Consider the following 15,211-nt stretch of genomic DNA (forward strand, 5'->3'; position numbering starts at 1 on the left):
ACCATCGGGATCGCGGTGCCCCACCTGCACCTCTGCACGGGCGCAGTGCCCGGCCGGTATGCAAATGTTGGAGCTTTAAGGCGATTTCGGGTGCAGACCATGCCGCCGACCGAAGGCCTTGCATAAGACCTAGTGCCACGGCGGCCATTTGCCAAGCCCTAAGTCAAAATCAGTCCACGGGGCCGCCCGGCAAGGTCGTGACGCAGGGTAACAGCGAAGCCCGCTTCATGCGACATGACAGTTACTTCACCTGCTTGTGTGGCCCCGATTTCGAGCACGGCAACACCGCTCGGTTCGAGCAAATTCTTCAATTGTGGCACGAGGATACGGTAATCATCCAACCCCTCCGGCCCGGCGAACAAAGCCCCTGCCGGTTCGTACATTTGCACGTTTTCATCTAGTAACGCATCAAACTCACCCGGTAACGCCCCCAAACTGACATAGGGGGGGTTCGCGATCACCAAATCGAACCGGCCAAGCCCGTTTGCCCAGCCATCGACCGTCCAGTCTGCCAGTTCGAACCGGGCACGATCCGCCAGATTCAGCCCCGCCGCATTGGCCGTTGCGATTCGCAATGCCGCTTCGGATCGATCGATGCCGATCCCGTGCGCGGCGGGCAGTTCGGCCAGCAGCGTCAGCAGCAACGCGCCGGAGCCGGTTCCGCAATCGAGCACCCGGCGCGCATCGGGTTTCGCCTCCAGCGCAGCGGCGACAACGCTTTCGCTATCGGCGCGCGGGATCAGGACATCGGGGCTGACCGAAAATGGGCGGCCATAGAATTCCGCCGTACCGAGAATGTAAGCCACCGGCTCGCCCGCCAGCCGCCTTTCCAGCAGAGGCGCGAAACCGGCGGGCACCGGATCGCGCATCGCCCCGATCAGCATCGCAGAGCGGGTCAGGCCCAGCGCGTGGGCCATCAGCAGTTCGGCATCGATCCGCGCCCATTCTTCGCCAAGCCGCGCAGTGGCATCGCGCAGCGCGTTGCCGACGGTAGCGGTCATTCGCCCAGCGCGGCGAGGCGTTTGGCTTCGTCTTCCGCGATCAGCGCGTCGATCAGTTCGGCCAGACCCGGCCCGGCCAGCACATCGTCCAGCTTGTGCAACGTCAGGCCGATGCGGTGATCGGTCACGCGGCCTTGCGGGAAATTGTAAGTACGGATGCGTTCGGACCGGTCGCCGCTGCCAACCATTGCCTTGCGCGCCTCGGCCTCTGCTCCATGCACTTCTTCCCGCCGCTTTTCATACAGGCGGGCGCGCAGCACCTGCATCGCCTTGTCGCGGTTGCGATGCTGGCTGCGTTCATCCTGCATGGCGACGACGATGCCCGTGGGAACGTGGGTGATCCGCACCGCCGAGTCGGTGGTATTGACGTGCTGCCCACCCGCGCCGCTGGAGCGGTAGATGTCGATCTTGAGATCCTTGTCCTCGATCGACACGTCGACTTCGCTCGGTTCGGGCAGCACCGCCACGGTCGCCGCGCTGGTGTGGATGCGCCCTCCGCTTTCGGTCACAGGCACGCGCTGCACCCGGTGGACCCCGCTTTCAAACTTGAGCTTGGCGAACACCCCGGTGCCGGTGACGTTAGCGACCACTTCCTTGAACCCGCCGATATCGCTGGCATTCACGCTGATCGTCTCGACCCGCCAGCCCTGCTCGGCGGCATAGCGTTCGTACATGCGGAACAGATCGGCAGCGAACAGCGCGGCTTCATCGCCGCCAGTCCCGGCGCGGATTTCCAGCATCGCCGGGCGCGCATCGGCCGAATCGCGCGGCAGCATCGCCACCGCCAGCGCGCGTTCGACCACCGGGAGTTCTTCGCGCAGGCGGGCGATTTCCTCTTCCGCCAGCACCTTCATCTCCGGGTCGCTGTCGTCGAGCGATTCCAGCTCTGCCAGTTCGGCGCGCATCGTCCGCGCCTGCTCCGCCGCGCGGGCGACCGGCTCCAGCTCCGCATAGTCACGACTGGCCTGGACGAAGGCATCGCCTTCCAATGTGCCCGACGCCATCCGCGCTTCGAGTTCAGCGAAGCGATGGGCGATCTGATCGAGACGTTCGGCGGGAATGGTCAAAGGGGCTGCTCTGTGGTTGCAAAACTCACGCGTGTTTTAAACACCCGGCGCGAGAAGAAAAGCGGGGCCCCGGATCAAGTCCGGGGCGACGATATGGCAGGCGGCCTAACTAAGACGCGGCCGTCGCTGCGGGCCAGCACCCTGCGGGGGAACGGGCAGGGCACTGCTCCAACAAAGCAGCCACTGCCGCAACACAACTCACCAGCACCGCCGTCACCCCGGACCCGATCCGGGGCCCCGCTGTTTTCCCGGCGCAGTGCCTGCAGGCAAGCTGGACCCCGGCTCGTTGGCCGGGGTGACGGGAGGTGTTATGCACCCGCTTCATGAGCCGAACTGGCTCAACACCTGATTGATCCGGTCGACATCCGGGGTATCCGGCGCAGAGCGAATATTGAACCCGCCCGTATTCAAGCTGACAAGCGCCCTGGCCTGCACTTTCGCCGCTTTGTCATAGCGTTTGCGCGGCGATCCGCTGTCGAACACTTCGACCGAGAAACCCGCGGCGCGCAGTGCAGCAGTCGCCGCAATGCCCTTCGCGATCAGCGCGTTGTCTTCTACCGCAAGGCTCACATCCGGCCCGGCAATCTCGCGATCCCCCACCAGCATCGCCAGCCGTTCGATCCCCGCTGCCCAGCCGACTGCCGGGGTCGCCGGACCGCCGAGCGATTCCATCAGTCCGTCGTATCGCCCGCCGCCCAGCACGGTGCCTTGCGCGCCCAGCCGATCTGTCACGAATTCGAACGCTGTGTGGCGATAATAATCCAGCCCGCGCACCAGCGCGGGATTGCGGCTCCACGCCACGCCCGCCGCATCCAGCCCGCCGGTGACGGCAGCGAAGAAATCCTGCGCCTCGGCAGAGAGGTAATCGTCGATCCGCGGCGCATCGGCCACGAATGCCTTGTCGCGCGAATCCTTGCTGTCGAGGATACGTAGCGGGTTGCGTTCGAGCCGATCCTGCGAATCCTCGCTCAGCTCCGCCCTGTGTGCGGAAAAGTACTCGATCAGCGCCGCGCGCCATGCCTCGCGGCTGTCACCATCGCCCAGCGTATTGAGTTGCAGCGTCACGCCATCGGCAATGCCCAGCTCTTTCAGCAACTGATCCGCCATTGTCAGCAGTTCCACGTCCGCCTGCGGCTCGGCCGCGCCGATCACTTCGGCGTCGAGCTGGTGGAACTGGCGATAACGCCCCTTCTGCGGGCGTTCGTAGCGGAACAGCGGGCCGTGGGTCGCGACCTTGAGCGGAGCATATTGCTTCCACCCGTCGGTGAGATAGGCGCGGGCAATCCCGGCGGTAAATTCGGGGCGCAGCGTCAGCGATTCGCCGCCGCGATCATCGAACGAATACATCTCTTTCGATACGACATCGGTCGTTTCGCCCAGCGAGCGGGCGAACACCTCTGTCTTCTCGAACACCGGCATTTCCACCCGGCGAAACCGATAGAGCCGCCGCACGCGTTCGAACGTCTCGACCACGAAGGCGAAGCTTTCCGCATCGGCACCGAAAATATCCTGCGTGCCGCGAATGGGTTGGGGTGTCTTTCCGCTCATGCCGCGCGCGTTAGCGTGTTCGGCGCGCGGCGGAAAGACGGTGTTGAACCGAAAGGGCGCATCGGGCGCTCATCGCTGGCTTGAAACCATCTGCCGCTTCGCGCATTAACCCGTGCCATGAAAAACCGGTTCGCACTGCCGCTTGCAGCTCTCGCCCTGTCGCTCCCCATTGCCGACGCCATCGCAGCCCCCCCGACTTCAGCAGACGAGAACCGCTCGCGCCCGATGCAGGCGGCGCTGAACGATGCCACTCCGTTGCCCGCCGACACCCCCTGGCCCGGCGGCACGATCGATCTGAACATCGATGCCAGCGATACCGTGCGCGGCCTGTATAAAGTGACTGAAACCATCCCCGTCGCGCCGGGCACCAGCGAACTGACGCTGCTGTTCCCCAAATTCATCCCCGGCAAACATGCCGCGCGCGGGCCGATCAACCTGCTGGCCGATGTGCGCTTCTTTGCCGATGGCAAGCCGCTGACATGGATGCGCGATCCACTCGATGTCTATGCCTTCCGCCTCTCGCTGCCCGCCGGGACGAAAGCGGTCACAGCGAAATTCGTTCACACCTCTCCGCTGGAAAGCAAAGAGGGGCGGATTTCGATGACGCAGGAAATGTTCAACCTGCAATGGGATATGATGAGCCTCTATCCCGCCGGGCATTATATCCGCCGCATCGCTTTCAATCCCACAGTGACAGTGCCCGCCGGGTGGACGGTTTACACCGCGCTCGATGGCAAGACCCGCAGCGGCGATACCGTGCACTGGGGCACCGTGGATTATGAAACGCTGGTCGATTCCCCGATCTTCGCCGGGAAATACGCCAAAAGCTGGGAAGTGGGCAAAGATGCCCGGCTCGATGTCGTGGCCGACGATCCCAAGTATCTCGAACTCGCGCCGCAAAACCTGCAATCGTTCAAAAACATGTTCACGCAGGCCGATTACCTGTTCGGCGCGCGCCATTTCGATCATTACACCACTCTGCTGGCCCTGACCGACCGGATGGGCGGCATCGGGCTGGAACATCACCGGTCGAGCGAAAACCAGTATGAACCCACTGCGTTCACCGACTGGGACGATATGGACTGGGATCACAACGTCGTCGCGCACGAGCTGGTCCATTCGTGGAACGGCAAATATCGCCGCCCGGCGGACCTGTGGACCCCCGATTTCCGCACACCGATGCAGAATTCGCTGCTGTGGGTGTACGAAGGGCAGACTCAGTTCTGGGGCTGGGTGCTGGCCGCGCGTTCAGGCGTGCAGACCAAGGAAACCGTGCTGGGCCAGTTTGCCCGTGCCGCGGCGTTTTATTCCGAAGGGCAGCCGGGCCGCGAATGGCGTTCGGTGGCCGACACCACCAACGATCCGATCATCAACAGCCGTCGCCCGCTCCCCTACCCCTCGTTGAACCGCAACGAGGATTATTACACCGAAGGCGCGCTGGTGTGGCTGGAAGCCGACCAGATCATCCGCGCCGGGACCAGGGGGAAGAAAGGGCTGGACGATTTCGCCCGCCGTTTCTTCGGCCAGAACGACGGCGACTGGGGTGTGTCGACTTATACGTTCGACGATGTGGTGGCCGATCTCAACGCAGTCTATCCCTATGACTGGGCACAGTTCCTCACCACGCGCATGCTCACCCCCGGCCAGCCCGCCCCGATCAAAGGCATCGAAATGGCCGGATACAAGCTGGTGTTCCGCGACAAGCCGAATTCTTACGAGAAAGGGCGGATGGCATCGAGCAAGTCGCTCGACCTTACCTATTCGCTGGGCCTGACGCTGGACAAGGATGGCGATGTCACGTCCACTTTATGGGACGGGCCGACATTCAAAGCCGGGATCGTCGATGGGGCACGGATTCTGGCGGTCAACAGCATCGCATACAGCGCCGATGCGATGCGCAATGCGATCAAGGCAGCAGCTAAGGGTAAGGAGCCGATCCAGTTGCTGGTGAAGCGCGGTGAGAACGTGACCACCGTGCCAGTCGATTACCACGGCGGGCTGCGGTATCCGTGGCTGACCCCTGCCAAGCCGGGCGAGCAAGGGCTCGACAACCTGCTCGCCCCGCGCACCGGCAAATGATTGTGGCGCACGCGCTGTGACGCGAGCGGCGCGAACCGGCATCGGTAACCGGATCGCGCCGCCACGCTTTGTGGCGTTCGTGGCGATTTCTGTGTTCGTGGCGGCAGGCTGGCTGCTGCTGGGCGGTGGCCGGGTGGCCGATGCGCTGACCACCGGGTTCGATATTGCCGCCGCGCTCTATCTCGTATCGATGGCGCCCCTGCTCCGCTCTCACGGGGCGGACAGGATACGCCGCCACGCACGCGCCAACGATGCCAACCGGGTGTGGGTGCTCGTACTCGCTTGCCTCAGCGTGCTGGTCGTGCTCGCAGCGGTATCGGGCGAACTGCACGAAGCGGCCACAGGCGACGGTGTGGCCATCGTGCGCCTGCTGGCGACACTGACACTGGCATGGCTGTTCGCCAACACAGTGTTCGCAGTGCACTATGCTCACCTGTTCTATGGGGAAAGCGCAGAGAGGAACAGCGACCGCGGCGGGCTGGACTTTCCCGGCACGAAAGAGCCGGACTATGCCGATTTCCTCTATTTTTCTGCGACGCTGGGGATGACATTCCAGACATCCGATGTCGCGATCACCAATCGCGCGGTGCGGCAGGTGGCGCTGGGGCAATGCCTGATCGCATTCGTCTTCAACCTCGGCATTCTGGCGTTCGTCATTAATACTTTGGGCGGGCTGGCCTGATCGCCATCACCGCTCCGACCGTGCGCGATGCGACCTTGGTAGAACAGTAGCGAATCCTTGTTGCGATGCAGCACTCTGCGCCCTAGAGGCAGCGGCACTATGCAGATCGACAAGATTCCCACCGGGGACAATCCGCCCGAAAGCCTCAACGTTATCATCGAAGTGCCGACCGGCGGCGAACCGGTGAAATACGAATTCGACAAGGACAGCGGCGCGCTGTTCGTCGACCGTATTCTGCACACACCGATGCGCTATCCGGCGAACTACGGTTTCGTGCCACATACGCTGTCGCCCGATGGCGATCCGCTCGATGCACTGGTGATCGCGCGCAGCCCGTTCATCCCCGGCTGCGTCGTGCGTGCCCGGCCCATCGGCGTACTCAATCTGGAAGACGAGCACGGCGGCGATGAGAAGCTGATCTGCGTGCCGATCGACACGACGTTCCCCTATTACTCGGACGTGGCCGAAACCAAGGATCTGCCGTCGATCATCTTCAAGCAGATCGAACACTTCTTCACCCACTACAAAGATCTGGAAGCGGAAAAGTGGGTGCGTATCGGCCAGTGGGGCGATGCGGCGGAAGCGCGCAACATCGTGCAGGAAGCCATCGAACGCTATAACGACGCGAAGAAGGGCTAAGCCCCTTCCTCGCCGGAGCGGTTATTCCACGGGCCTGCTCGAATCGAGCAGGTCCTTTTCCTGCCCCTGATCGGGTTCGCTGCGTTCGCGGCTGACCATGTCGGCCACTTCGTCGCTCGGTCGCACATCCTCGTGCGCCGCACTCGCGGTGACGGATGGCGCGACGGGCTTTCCCTTACCCGGCGCCGGTTGCGCGCTCCCCGCTTCGATCTGTTGTACCGGCAACGGCGGCGTCCGTTCGTCGAACCGCAAGCGGTAGATCGGTTCGGGCAAGGCAAACCCGCCCTGTTCCAGCGCGCCCTTCACAGCGGCAATTGCCCGGCTGCGCGCCTTGGACCAATCGGTTTCGCGCTGATCGATCCAGCCAAGGAAACAGATCACGATATTCGAATCGCCCACTTCTTCGGTGCGCGCTTCGGGCGGTGGTTCGGCCAGTACGAATGGCAGCGCGGCCATCGTTTCGCGACCCAGCGCCCGCGCGGCATCGGGATCGTCGTCGGCATCGATCCCCAGCAGAAAATCGAACCGCCGCGCAGGGTTGCGGGTAAAATTGACGATTACCGCCTTGAACACGGTAGAATTGGGAATCCGCAAGTGATTGCCATCCAGCGTCATCAGCACAGTTGCACGACTGGTCAGACGGATGACCCGCCCTTCATAACTGTCGATCACCACATGATCGTTCGCCCGGAACGGCTGTCGCAGGCTGAGCATTAGCGACGCGACGTAGTTCTCTATCGTGTCGCGCATAGCGAAACCCAGCGCAATGCCGATCACCCCGGCCCCGCCCAGCACCGCGCTGAGCAGCGCCGTCGCCCCCAGCACATCGAGCGCGACCACCAGCCCGCCGATTACGAATACGAAGCGAATCGCACTGGCGATCAGTTCAGCGAGAAAGGAATTGGGCGCGACCCGGTGCCACAATGCTCCGATGCCCGCGATAAGATAGCCGATCAGCGCGATCAGCGCCCAGATCGCCAGCGCCACGCCCGCCAGCGGGATCATCCGCACAAAGCTCTGCGTCCGGTCGGCCAATGTGCCGACGGCATTCGATCCGCTGACCGACAGATCGCGCTCTATGTGGTTTTCGACAGTAACAACGCCCGATATCCGGCCCGCAATCGCCTCTGCCCGCGCGATATCGGCATCTTGCGGGACAGTGCCCGACAGCGTCACGACCCCTTCGCTCACTTGCGCGCGGACATCGCGGAACGCAGGCAGTTCTCCGAAAATCCCCTCGATCCGGCGGACGATGCGGGCATCCGCCCCGGCATCCTGCGTATCGGCAATCGCGCCCGTGGCAGGTGCAGCGGGAGTCGGTGCGACCGAAGGTGCGTCGGCAGGCGATGCCACATCCGGTGCAGGCAACGCAGCACTCAGTGGAGAGGCTGCCAGCAACGATGTCGATGACAGAGCCAGGAACAGGCCTGCCAGCACAACGTAGAGGCGCAATTGCGGCACCAGCCTATCCGCCCGCCACGGTCATGCCGTCTATGCGGATGGTCGGCACGTTGACTGCGCGCCAGTCCTCCAGATCGCTTGCCACGGACATGTGCGCGAACATCTGTAGCAGGTTGCCCGCAATCGTGAAGCCCGCCACCGGGCCAGCGATTGCGCCGTTGACGATCCGGCGCCCCGCCGCGCCCCGGCTGTAATCGCCGGTTACGCCATTCACGCCCTGCCCGATCAGGTAATCGACCAGCACGCCATCTTTAATATCCGCGATCAGGTCGGCCACGCTCATCTCGCCTGCCAGCAGATCGATATTGCTGGCCGCCACGCCCGGCGATCCCCCGATCCCGCGTGTGGCATGGCCTGTCAGCTCCAGCCCCAGTTGCGCGGCAGAGGCGACGTTGGTCAGCCAGCCGGTCAGTTTGCCATTCTCCACCAGAGCGCGCGCTGCAGTCGGCACCCCTTCGCCATCGAACGGGCGCGAACGCGGGCCACGCGCCTTCAGCGGGTCTTCGACAATGCGGATCGCGTCGGGGAACAGCGATTCCCCTTCATGGCCGAGCAGGAACGAGTGCTGGCGAGCAATCGCGGGCGCGCTCATCGCCCCGGCCAGATGGCCGATCAGCGATCCGCCCACACGCGGGGAGAACACCACCGGCATCGGCCCGCTGGGCACTGATGCAGGGTCGAGCCGCGCCACCGCGCGGTCCCCCGCTCGCTGCCCGATTTCCTGCGGCGACTGCAAGTCGGCCAGATGGCGCGCGCTGCGATAGGCATAGTCGCGCTGCATTCCGGCGCCGGTGCCTGCGATCACGCTGGCCGATATGCCATAGCTGGTGCCGTTATAGCTGCGGCAGAACCCTTCGCTGGTGGCCAGCGTGACTTGCGCGTCGGATGTGCTGGCCCCGCCGCCTTCGGAATTGGTCACCCCGACAACCGCGCGGGCGGCATCTTCCGCTTCGGCGGCGCGTTCGCGCAATTCTTCGGGAGCAAGTATGTGCGTATCCGCCAGATCGAGCGCGACTATCTCGCCCGTTGCCAGCGAGGCGGCAGGGGCCAGCCCGGCGTAGGGGTCTTCCGGTGCGATCCGCGCCATATCGACTGCGCGGGCAGCCAGTTCATCGATCCCGGCAGGGGACAGGTCGCTGCCCGAAACGCTGGCCGATCGCCGCCCGACGAACACCCGCAGCCCCGCCTCCGCACTTTCGGAACGGTCGACATCTTCGAGCTTGCCCAGCCGAACAGACACCGATTGCGAACCGGCCACGCGGTGCAATGCATCGGCGGCATCGGCACCGTGGCGGCGCGCGGCATCGATCAGCGCGCTGGCAATATCGAGAGCAGTGTTATCCGGGGCAGCAGTCGTAGTCATCCACCCCGGCTAAGCCCTCGCCCGGAAGCGGGCAAGCAGTGAATTCACGCGAGCGCGGCGATAGCCCGCAATATGCCGGTCAAAGCGAACGGCAGACCGATGGCCATCGCCCACAGCACGATCTGATCGCGGCGATAGGTGCCCCGCAAAGAGAGGTCGGCGGCTTCTTCATCCGACAGATGCATCCACCGCCGCTCGAACGCGCGGCACGCGGGGATGATCGCAGCAACCAGCAAAATCAGAGCGATATAGGGGAGCAACGAAGACGAACCGCTTTTCAGCGCATGGATCGTTACGAAAATCTGCAAACCGGTATAAACCAGCAAGGCATAGGCGACATTGTCGCTCATCCGTTTGCGCCAGTCGAGCTTGTGCCCGTCGGCGGCTTTATCAGCGTGCGTCGTATGATCGATCGCGTTGGGCATTGCCCTTATCTCCCCTGAGTCCCTTCTCCGATGGAAGACTATTTCATACTCAGTGGCTTGCGGCAAGGGCGCTAACCATCGCTGTGTGAGTGGCGGCATTTGGCCGGTATCGGGAAGCCGGGCCCCCACTCCCCGTGGCACCGACACCACCAGCCATGCACGAATCCTGCCAGTTTTCGCGATACGGGGTTTTCACACCGCTCCCGAATGCTACATGGCAAAGCAAATGAGCACGACCGAAAGCGATACCGCCCCTCCGGCCAACGCCGCCCCGCCTATCCCGCAGGGCGGGCTGGAAGTCATCTCCATTGCCAAGAGCTACGACAAGCGCGCTGTGCTGACCGACATCTCGCTCAGCGTGGGAAAAGGCGAAGTGCTCGGCCTGCTCGGCCCCAACGGCGCGGGCAAGACCACCTGTTTCTATTCGATCATGGGCCTTGTGCGCCCCGATGCCGGACGCATCCTGATGGATGGCGAAGATGTCACCCGGCTGCCGATGTACCGCCGTGCAGTGCTCGGCCTCGGCTATCTGCCACAGGAAACGAGCATTTTCCGCGGGATGACCGTGGAACAGAACATCGAATGCGTGCTCGAACTGGTGGAGCCGGACAGGGATACCCGCGCGCAGGAACTCGACCGGCTGCTCGATGAATTCGGGCTGGAGCGCCTCCGCGCGACCCCGGCGATGGCGCTTTCCGGCGGCGAGCGGCGGCGGTGCGAAATTGCCCGTGCACTGGCGGCGAAACCCTCGATCATGCTGCTCGACGAACCCTTTGCCGGGATCGATCCACTGTCGATCAGCGATATCCGCGATCTGGTGAAAGACCTGAAGCAGCGCGGAATCGGTGTGCTGATTACCGACCATAACGTGCGCGAAACGCTCGATATCGTCGACCGGGCCTGCATCATCTATGGCGGTCAGGTGCTGTTTGCCGGCACGCCGGAGGCGCTGGTTGCAGATGAAAACGTGCGCCGCCTCTATCTCGGCGAAGGCTTTACCCTGTGATTGCCGTTACGCTGAAAGGCTGATCGATGGCGCTGGGGCCACGGCTCGACCTGCGACAGTCCCAGTCGCTGGTGATGACACCGCAATTGCAGCAGGCGATCAAGCTGCTGGCGCTGTCGAACCTCGAACTCGAAACCTTTATCGGACAAGCGCTGGAGGCCAATCCCCTGCTCGAAGCGGGCGATATCCGCGCCGACGACGCGCCACTGCAACCGCTGGAAGAATTCCCCTCCGAACCGGGTGCGGACAGCGTGGCGGAAGGCGAATCCGCGCTCGACATCGATCTGTCGGCAATCGACCGCGACCGCGATACCGGCGATGGAGATTGGGGTGATGGCGATTGGGGCGGCTCCCTATCAGCAGGCGGGCCGGGCGAAGACGGCCCGTCGATCGACGAACGCGGTGCAGCCGGAGGGCTGAGCCTCACTGACCATCTCCACACGCAGATTGGCGCTGTGGCCGCCGATGCGCGGGAAGCGCTGATCGCCGCCGCACTGATCGATCTGATCGACGACGCGGGCTATGTCACTGCTTCGCTGAGCGAGGCCGCCGATATGCTGGGTGTTCCGTTAGCGGAAGTGGAACGGGCGCTCGCGCTGGTGCAATCGCTCGACCCCACCGGCGTCGGCGCGCGAACGCTGGCCGAATGCCTCGCGTTGCAGGCGAAAGAGGCGGACCGCTACGATCCCTGCATAGCGCGGCTGATCGACAATCTCGACTTGCTGGCGCGCGGCGAAATCGCCCGGCTGCGGCGAATGTGCGATGTCGATGAAGACGACTTCGCCGATATGCTGGCCGAACTACGCAGTTACGATCCCAAGCCGGGCCTGGCATTCGATAGCGCGGGCGAAGCGGCCATCGCGCCCGATATCCTGCTCTCCCCCGCTCCGAAGGGCGATGGATGGGATATTCAGCTCAACGAAGCCACTCTGCCACGCGCAGTGGTCAATCGCGCCTATTATGTCGAACTGCGCGGCGGCTGCACCGACAAGCAATCGCGCGCATGGCTGAGCGAGCAACTGACCGAAGCGAACTGGCTGATCAAGGCGCTCGACCAGCGCGCGCGCACGATACTGAAAGTGGCCGCCGAAATTGTGAAGCAGCAGGACGGATTCTTCCGTCGCGGCGTATCCGAACTGCGCCCGCTGACTTTGCGGACAGTGGCCGACGCGATCGAAATGCATGAAAGCACGGTCAGCCGGGTCACCAGCAACAAATATATCGCCTGCCCCCGTGGCACGTTCGAACTGAAATACTTCTTCACCAGCGGCGTCGCCAGCGCCGATGGCGAGGGGGCATCGTCCGAAGCGGTCAAGGCTGCGATCAGGGAACTGATCGATGCCGAAGATCCGCGCAAGATCCTGTCGGACGACACGTTGGTAACCATGCTTAAGGATCGCGGGTTCGATCTGGCCCGGCGGACCGTGGCCAAATACCGCGAAGCGATGGGCATCGGTTCCAGCGTCCAGCGGCGCCGCGCAAAAAAGCTTGCCAACTTAAGAGGATAGCGCACCCCGGCCGATTTTCGCACGGGACCGACGCCCTGCCCCGCCCGATCTGTTGCGCGAAAGACTCAACCGCCTTTCTGTTATCCCATTTACGCGCTGTTAACCTTTTTCATTCAGATGTTTTGTGGTTAATCGCTGGCAACACCTTTTTACCGAGGGTTACCAAACGGGTTCTGGGCACAGGGGGGTATATACCCATGCGCGTATTGTTGATCGAGGACGAGCCGACCACCGCCAAGGCGATCGAGCTCATGCTGACCACCGAAGGTTTCAATGTTTACAGCACCGATCTGGGCGAGGAAGGCCTCGATCTGGGCAAGCTGTATGATTACGATATCATCCTGCTCGACCTCAACCTGCCCGATATGCACGGGTATGACGTGCTGAAGAAACTGCGCGTGGCGAAGGTCCAGACGCCGGTCCTGATCCTTTCGGGTATCTCCGAAATGGACAGCAAGATCCGCAGCTTCGGCTTCGGTGCGGACGATTACGTGACCAAACCGTTCCACCGTGAGGAACTGGTCGCTCGCATTCATGCTGTCGTCCGCCGCTCGAAAGGCCACAGCCAGTCGGTTATCCGCACCGGCAAGCTGGCGGTTAACCTCGACACCAAAACCGTGGAAGTCGATGGCGCCCGCGTTCACCTGACGGGCAAGGAATACGCGATGCTGGAACTGCTCAGCTTGCGTAAGGGCACCACGCTGACCAAGGAAATGTTCCTTAACCACCTGTATGGCGGGATGGACGAACCCGAACTGAAAATCATCGACGTGTTCATCTGCAAGCTACGCAAGAAACTCAGCCATGCATGTGCCGGTGAAAACTACATCGAAACCGTCTGGGGCCGCGGCTATGTGCTGCGCGACGCCAACGAAGAGGCTGAAGCGGCCTGAACCCAACCGATTTAGCCCGCCGCTTTCTTCGGGATCGTGGCGGACGGGGCAAGCCGCCCGGTGCAGCGATGCGCCGGGCGGTTTTGTATCGGGCGCGCAACTGCATATCCCCCCTCGACAAAACCCGCCTCAACCGCCTAGCGCGCGCGGCATGAGTGCTTACAAACAAGGCGATCCGACAACCCTGAACCGGCTCTATGGCCGCAGCCAGGGCAAACCCCTGCGTGCCGCGCAGCAGGAACTGGTCGACAACCTGCTGCCGCAAATCGCCGTGCCCGCCGAAGGGCCGATCACGGCAGAGCGGCTGTTCGGGCACGATTGCCCGCTGCATTTCGAAATCGGTTTCGGCGGGGGCGAACATCTGGCCTACCGCGCCGATCTGCTGCCCGATCACGGGTTCATCGGCGCCGAACCGTTCGTCAATGGCGTGGCGCAGGCGCTGACCCATGTGCGCGACGGGGCGCTGGGCAATGTGCGTATCCAGCATGGCGATGCACTGGAGGTGCTGCGCTGCGTACCCGATGGCGCGCTGACGATGCTTTATCTGCTCCACCCCGATCCCTGGCCCAAGGCGAAACATGCCAAGCGACGAATGATGAACGACGGGCCGGTGGACATGATCGCCGCCAAGCTGAAACCGGGCGGCGAATTCCGCTTCGGCACCGACCACGCGGTTTACCTGCGCCACGCATTAATGGTGATGCGCCGCCACCGGCACCAGTTCGACTGGCAGGTCGAATCTCGCAAAAGCTGGGAAGTGCGCCCTTCGGGCTGGTGCGAAACCCGCTACGAACACAAAGCCCGCACCGTTTTCGGCCACGAAGTGTGGTATTTTCGCTTCCGCCGGAAATAAACCTCGCCCACCGTAGCTGCCCCGGCCCCAGTGCCCGCTGGCCCCTTTGCGGGGCAACGGATTGCCTTGCCCGGCCTGCTTTTGTATTAGCTTTTTTATTAATGATGGTTCCGCGTGTTCTTGTCTGCTCTCCTTTGAGGAGGATTGCATGGAAGCGGCGCGGTTTCGCGTTGCTGGCTGCGCCGTTCCTGATCTCGGCGACCGGCGGAATTACTCCCGTGGCCATGCCGGTCGAACCGGCCGATTCACGCGCGGCGATGGCGACGGCTCACCTCGTCCGGTCGATCCTCGAATATACCCGCTGGCCGCAACAACCCGATCCGATCAACGTCTGTGTCGTCGGCCGGTCCCGCTTTGGCCCGGATTATCCCTTATCCACGCTCGGCAACGAGGTGGCGATCGTCCGGCGCAATGTGTCACAGGCAAACGCCAGCTCGATCGCAGGTTGCGACGTTCTGTATCTGGGCGATGTCGCGCTCCATCGCGCGCGTCAGTGGACTGCGGCGGTGCGCGGTACCGCTGTGCTAACCATTGCGGAGCGCGATCCGCAATGCCTCAGCGAGAGCATGTTCTGCCTGGTTTACCGGCAACAGACGATCTCTTTTCGCATAAATACCGATGCCATCGCCCGATCCGATGTCAGGATCGACCCCCGCGTCCTGCGTATTTCACGGGGGGGTTAAGCG

Annotated in this window: 14 protein-coding genes; 8 read left to right on the forward strand and 6 right to left on the reverse strand. The window is 63.1% G+C overall.

What is annotated here, in order from left to right; translation table 11 throughout:
• Nucleotides 1-158: 158 nt before the first annotated feature.
• The 3 genes from prmC to hisS all read right to left on the reverse strand — a co-directional run bounded on the left by prmC (nucleotide 159) and on the right by hisS (nucleotide 3,616).
• Nucleotides 159-1,001: a peptide chain release factor N(5)-glutamine methyltransferase gene (gene prmC, locus CV013_RS03350; protein WP_102153849.1), complete on the reverse strand. Its 843-nt coding sequence runs from the start codon at nucleotides 999-1,001 to the stop codon at nucleotides 159-161.
• A complete protein-coding gene (prfA, locus tag CV013_RS03355) occupies nucleotides 998-2,068 on the reverse strand; it encodes a peptide chain release factor 1 (protein ID WP_102153850.1) in 1,071 nt (356 codons plus the stop codon). Before prfA ends, prmC begins: the two co-directional genes overlap by 4 nt.
• A gap of 321 nt (nucleotides 2,069-2,389) precedes the next feature.
• On the reverse strand, nucleotides 2,390-3,616 hold the full coding sequence (gene hisS / locus CV013_RS03360) for a histidine--tRNA ligase (protein WP_102153851.1): 1,227 nt from the start codon (nucleotides 3,614-3,616) through the stop codon (nucleotides 2,390-2,392).
• A gap of 117 nt (nucleotides 3,617-3,733) precedes the next feature.
• On the opposite strand from hisS, the gene CV013_RS03365 reads away from it, so the two are divergent.
• The 3 genes from CV013_RS03365 to ppa all read left to right on the forward strand — a co-directional run bounded on the left by CV013_RS03365 (nucleotide 3,734) and on the right by ppa (nucleotide 7,016).
• Nucleotides 3,734-5,695, forward strand: a complete 1,962-nt coding sequence (locus tag CV013_RS03365) for a M61 family metallopeptidase (RefSeq protein WP_102153852.1) — start codon at nucleotides 3,734-3,736, stop codon at nucleotides 5,693-5,695.
• A gap of 16 nt (nucleotides 5,696-5,711) precedes the next feature.
• On the forward strand, nucleotides 5,712-6,377 hold the full coding sequence (locus CV013_RS03370) for a DUF1345 domain-containing protein (protein WP_102153853.1): 666 nt from the start codon (nucleotides 5,712-5,714) through the stop codon (nucleotides 6,375-6,377).
• Nucleotides 6,378-6,476: 99 nt separating this feature from the next.
• Nucleotides 6,477-7,016: an inorganic diphosphatase gene (ppa, locus tag CV013_RS03375; RefSeq protein WP_102153854.1), complete on the forward strand. Its 540-nt coding sequence runs from the start codon at nucleotides 6,477-6,479 to the stop codon at nucleotides 7,014-7,016.
• 21 nt (nucleotides 7,017-7,037) lie between these two features.
• Here ppa and CV013_RS03380 read toward each other — a convergent pair whose 3' ends face one another.
• Genes CV013_RS03380 through CV013_RS03390 form a run of 3 tightly spaced genes read right to left on the reverse strand, consistent with a single transcriptional unit; the run spans nucleotide 7,038 to nucleotide 10,265 of the window.
• Entirely contained in the window at nucleotides 7,038-8,477 is a 1,440-nt protein-coding gene (locus CV013_RS03380; protein WP_223805151.1) for a mechanosensitive ion channel family protein, read from the reverse strand.
• A 4-nt stretch (nucleotides 8,478-8,481) separates the two neighbouring features.
• Complete coding sequence (locus CV013_RS03385; protein WP_102153855.1) at nucleotides 8,482-9,840, reverse strand: TldD/PmbA family protein; 1,359 nt, start codon at nucleotides 9,838-9,840, stop codon at nucleotides 8,482-8,484.
• A 44-nt stretch (nucleotides 9,841-9,884) separates the two neighbouring features.
• Nucleotides 9,885-10,265, reverse strand: a complete 381-nt coding sequence (locus CV013_RS03390) for a hypothetical protein (protein WP_102153856.1) — start codon at nucleotides 10,263-10,265, stop codon at nucleotides 9,885-9,887.
• A gap of 226 nt (nucleotides 10,266-10,491) precedes the next feature.
• Here CV013_RS03390 and lptB point away from each other — a divergent pair, with 226 nt between their 5' ends.
• The 5 genes from lptB to CV013_RS03415 all read left to right on the forward strand — a co-directional run bounded on the left by lptB (nucleotide 10,492) and on the right by CV013_RS03415 (nucleotide 15,208).
• Nucleotides 10,492-11,271, forward strand: a complete 780-nt coding sequence (lptB, locus tag CV013_RS03395) for an LPS export ABC transporter ATP-binding protein (protein WP_223805152.1) — start codon at nucleotides 10,492-10,494, stop codon at nucleotides 11,269-11,271.
• Nucleotides 11,272-11,297: 26 nt separating this feature from the next.
• Nucleotides 11,298-12,779: an RNA polymerase factor sigma-54 gene (gene rpoN / locus CV013_RS03400; protein WP_102153858.1), complete on the forward strand. Its 1,482-nt coding sequence runs from the start codon at nucleotides 11,298-11,300 to the stop codon at nucleotides 12,777-12,779.
• 197 nt (nucleotides 12,780-12,976) lie between these two features.
• Nucleotides 12,977-13,672, forward strand: coding sequence for a response regulator transcription factor CtrA (gene ctrA, locus CV013_RS03405; protein ID WP_102153859.1), 696 nt, complete (start codon nucleotides 12,977-12,979; stop codon nucleotides 13,670-13,672).
• A gap of 151 nt (nucleotides 13,673-13,823) precedes the next feature.
• The gene (gene trmB / locus CV013_RS03410) at nucleotides 13,824-14,525 is read left to right on the forward strand and encodes a tRNA (guanine(46)-N(7))-methyltransferase TrmB (protein WP_102153860.1); all 702 of its coding nucleotides are present in this window, start codon (nucleotides 13,824-13,826) and stop codon (nucleotides 14,523-14,525) included.
• A gap of 101 nt (nucleotides 14,526-14,626) precedes the next feature.
• Complete coding sequence (locus tag CV013_RS03415; RefSeq protein WP_102153861.1) at nucleotides 14,627-15,208, forward strand: YfiR family protein; 582 nt, start codon at nucleotides 14,627-14,629, stop codon at nucleotides 15,206-15,208.
• Nucleotides 15,209-15,211: the final 3 nt, after the last annotated feature.

Origin of the sequence: Tsuneonella flava (assembly GCF_002870965.1) — a bacterium.
In the GTDB taxonomy this organism is placed as follows: Bacteria; Pseudomonadota; Alphaproteobacteria; order Sphingomonadales; family Sphingomonadaceae; genus Tsuneonella; species Tsuneonella flava.

Excerpts from the sequence above, each read along its gene's own strand:
- CV013_RS03385 (WP_102153855.1), bottom strand. The coding sequence starts at position 9,840 with ATGACTACGACTGCTGCCCCGGATAACACTGCTCTCGATATTGCCAGC.
- rpoN (WP_102153858.1), top strand. The coding sequence starts at position 11,298 with ATGGCGCTGGGGCCACGGCTCGACCTGCGACAGTCCCAGTCGCTGGTG.
- CV013_RS03415 (WP_102153861.1), top strand. The coding sequence starts at position 14,627 with ATGATGGTTCCGCGTGTTCTTGTCTGCTCTCCTTTGAGGAGGATTGCA.
- CV013_RS03365 (WP_102153852.1), top strand. The coding sequence starts at position 3,734 with ATGAAAAACCGGTTCGCACTGCCGCTTGCAGCTCTCGCCCTGTCGCTC.
- lptB (WP_223805152.1), top strand. The coding sequence starts at position 10,492 with ATGAGCACGACCGAAAGCGATACCGCCCCTCCGGCCAACGCCGCCCCG.
- hisS (WP_102153851.1), bottom strand. The coding sequence starts at position 3,616 with ATGAGCGGAAAGACACCCCAACCCATTCGCGGCACGCAGGATATTTTC.
- prmC (WP_102153849.1), bottom strand. The coding sequence starts at position 1,001 with ATGACCGCTACCGTCGGCAACGCGCTGCGCGATGCCACTGCGCGGCTT.
- ppa (WP_102153854.1), top strand. The coding sequence starts at position 6,477 with ATGCAGATCGACAAGATTCCCACCGGGGACAATCCGCCCGAAAGCCTC.
- trmB (WP_102153860.1), top strand. The coding sequence starts at position 13,824 with ATGAGTGCTTACAAACAAGGCGATCCGACAACCCTGAACCGGCTCTAT.
- CV013_RS03390 (WP_102153856.1), bottom strand. The coding sequence starts at position 10,265 with ATGCCCAACGCGATCGATCATACGACGCACGCTGATAAAGCCGCCGAC.
- ctrA (WP_102153859.1), top strand. The coding sequence starts at position 12,977 with ATGCGCGTATTGTTGATCGAGGACGAGCCGACCACCGCCAAGGCGATC.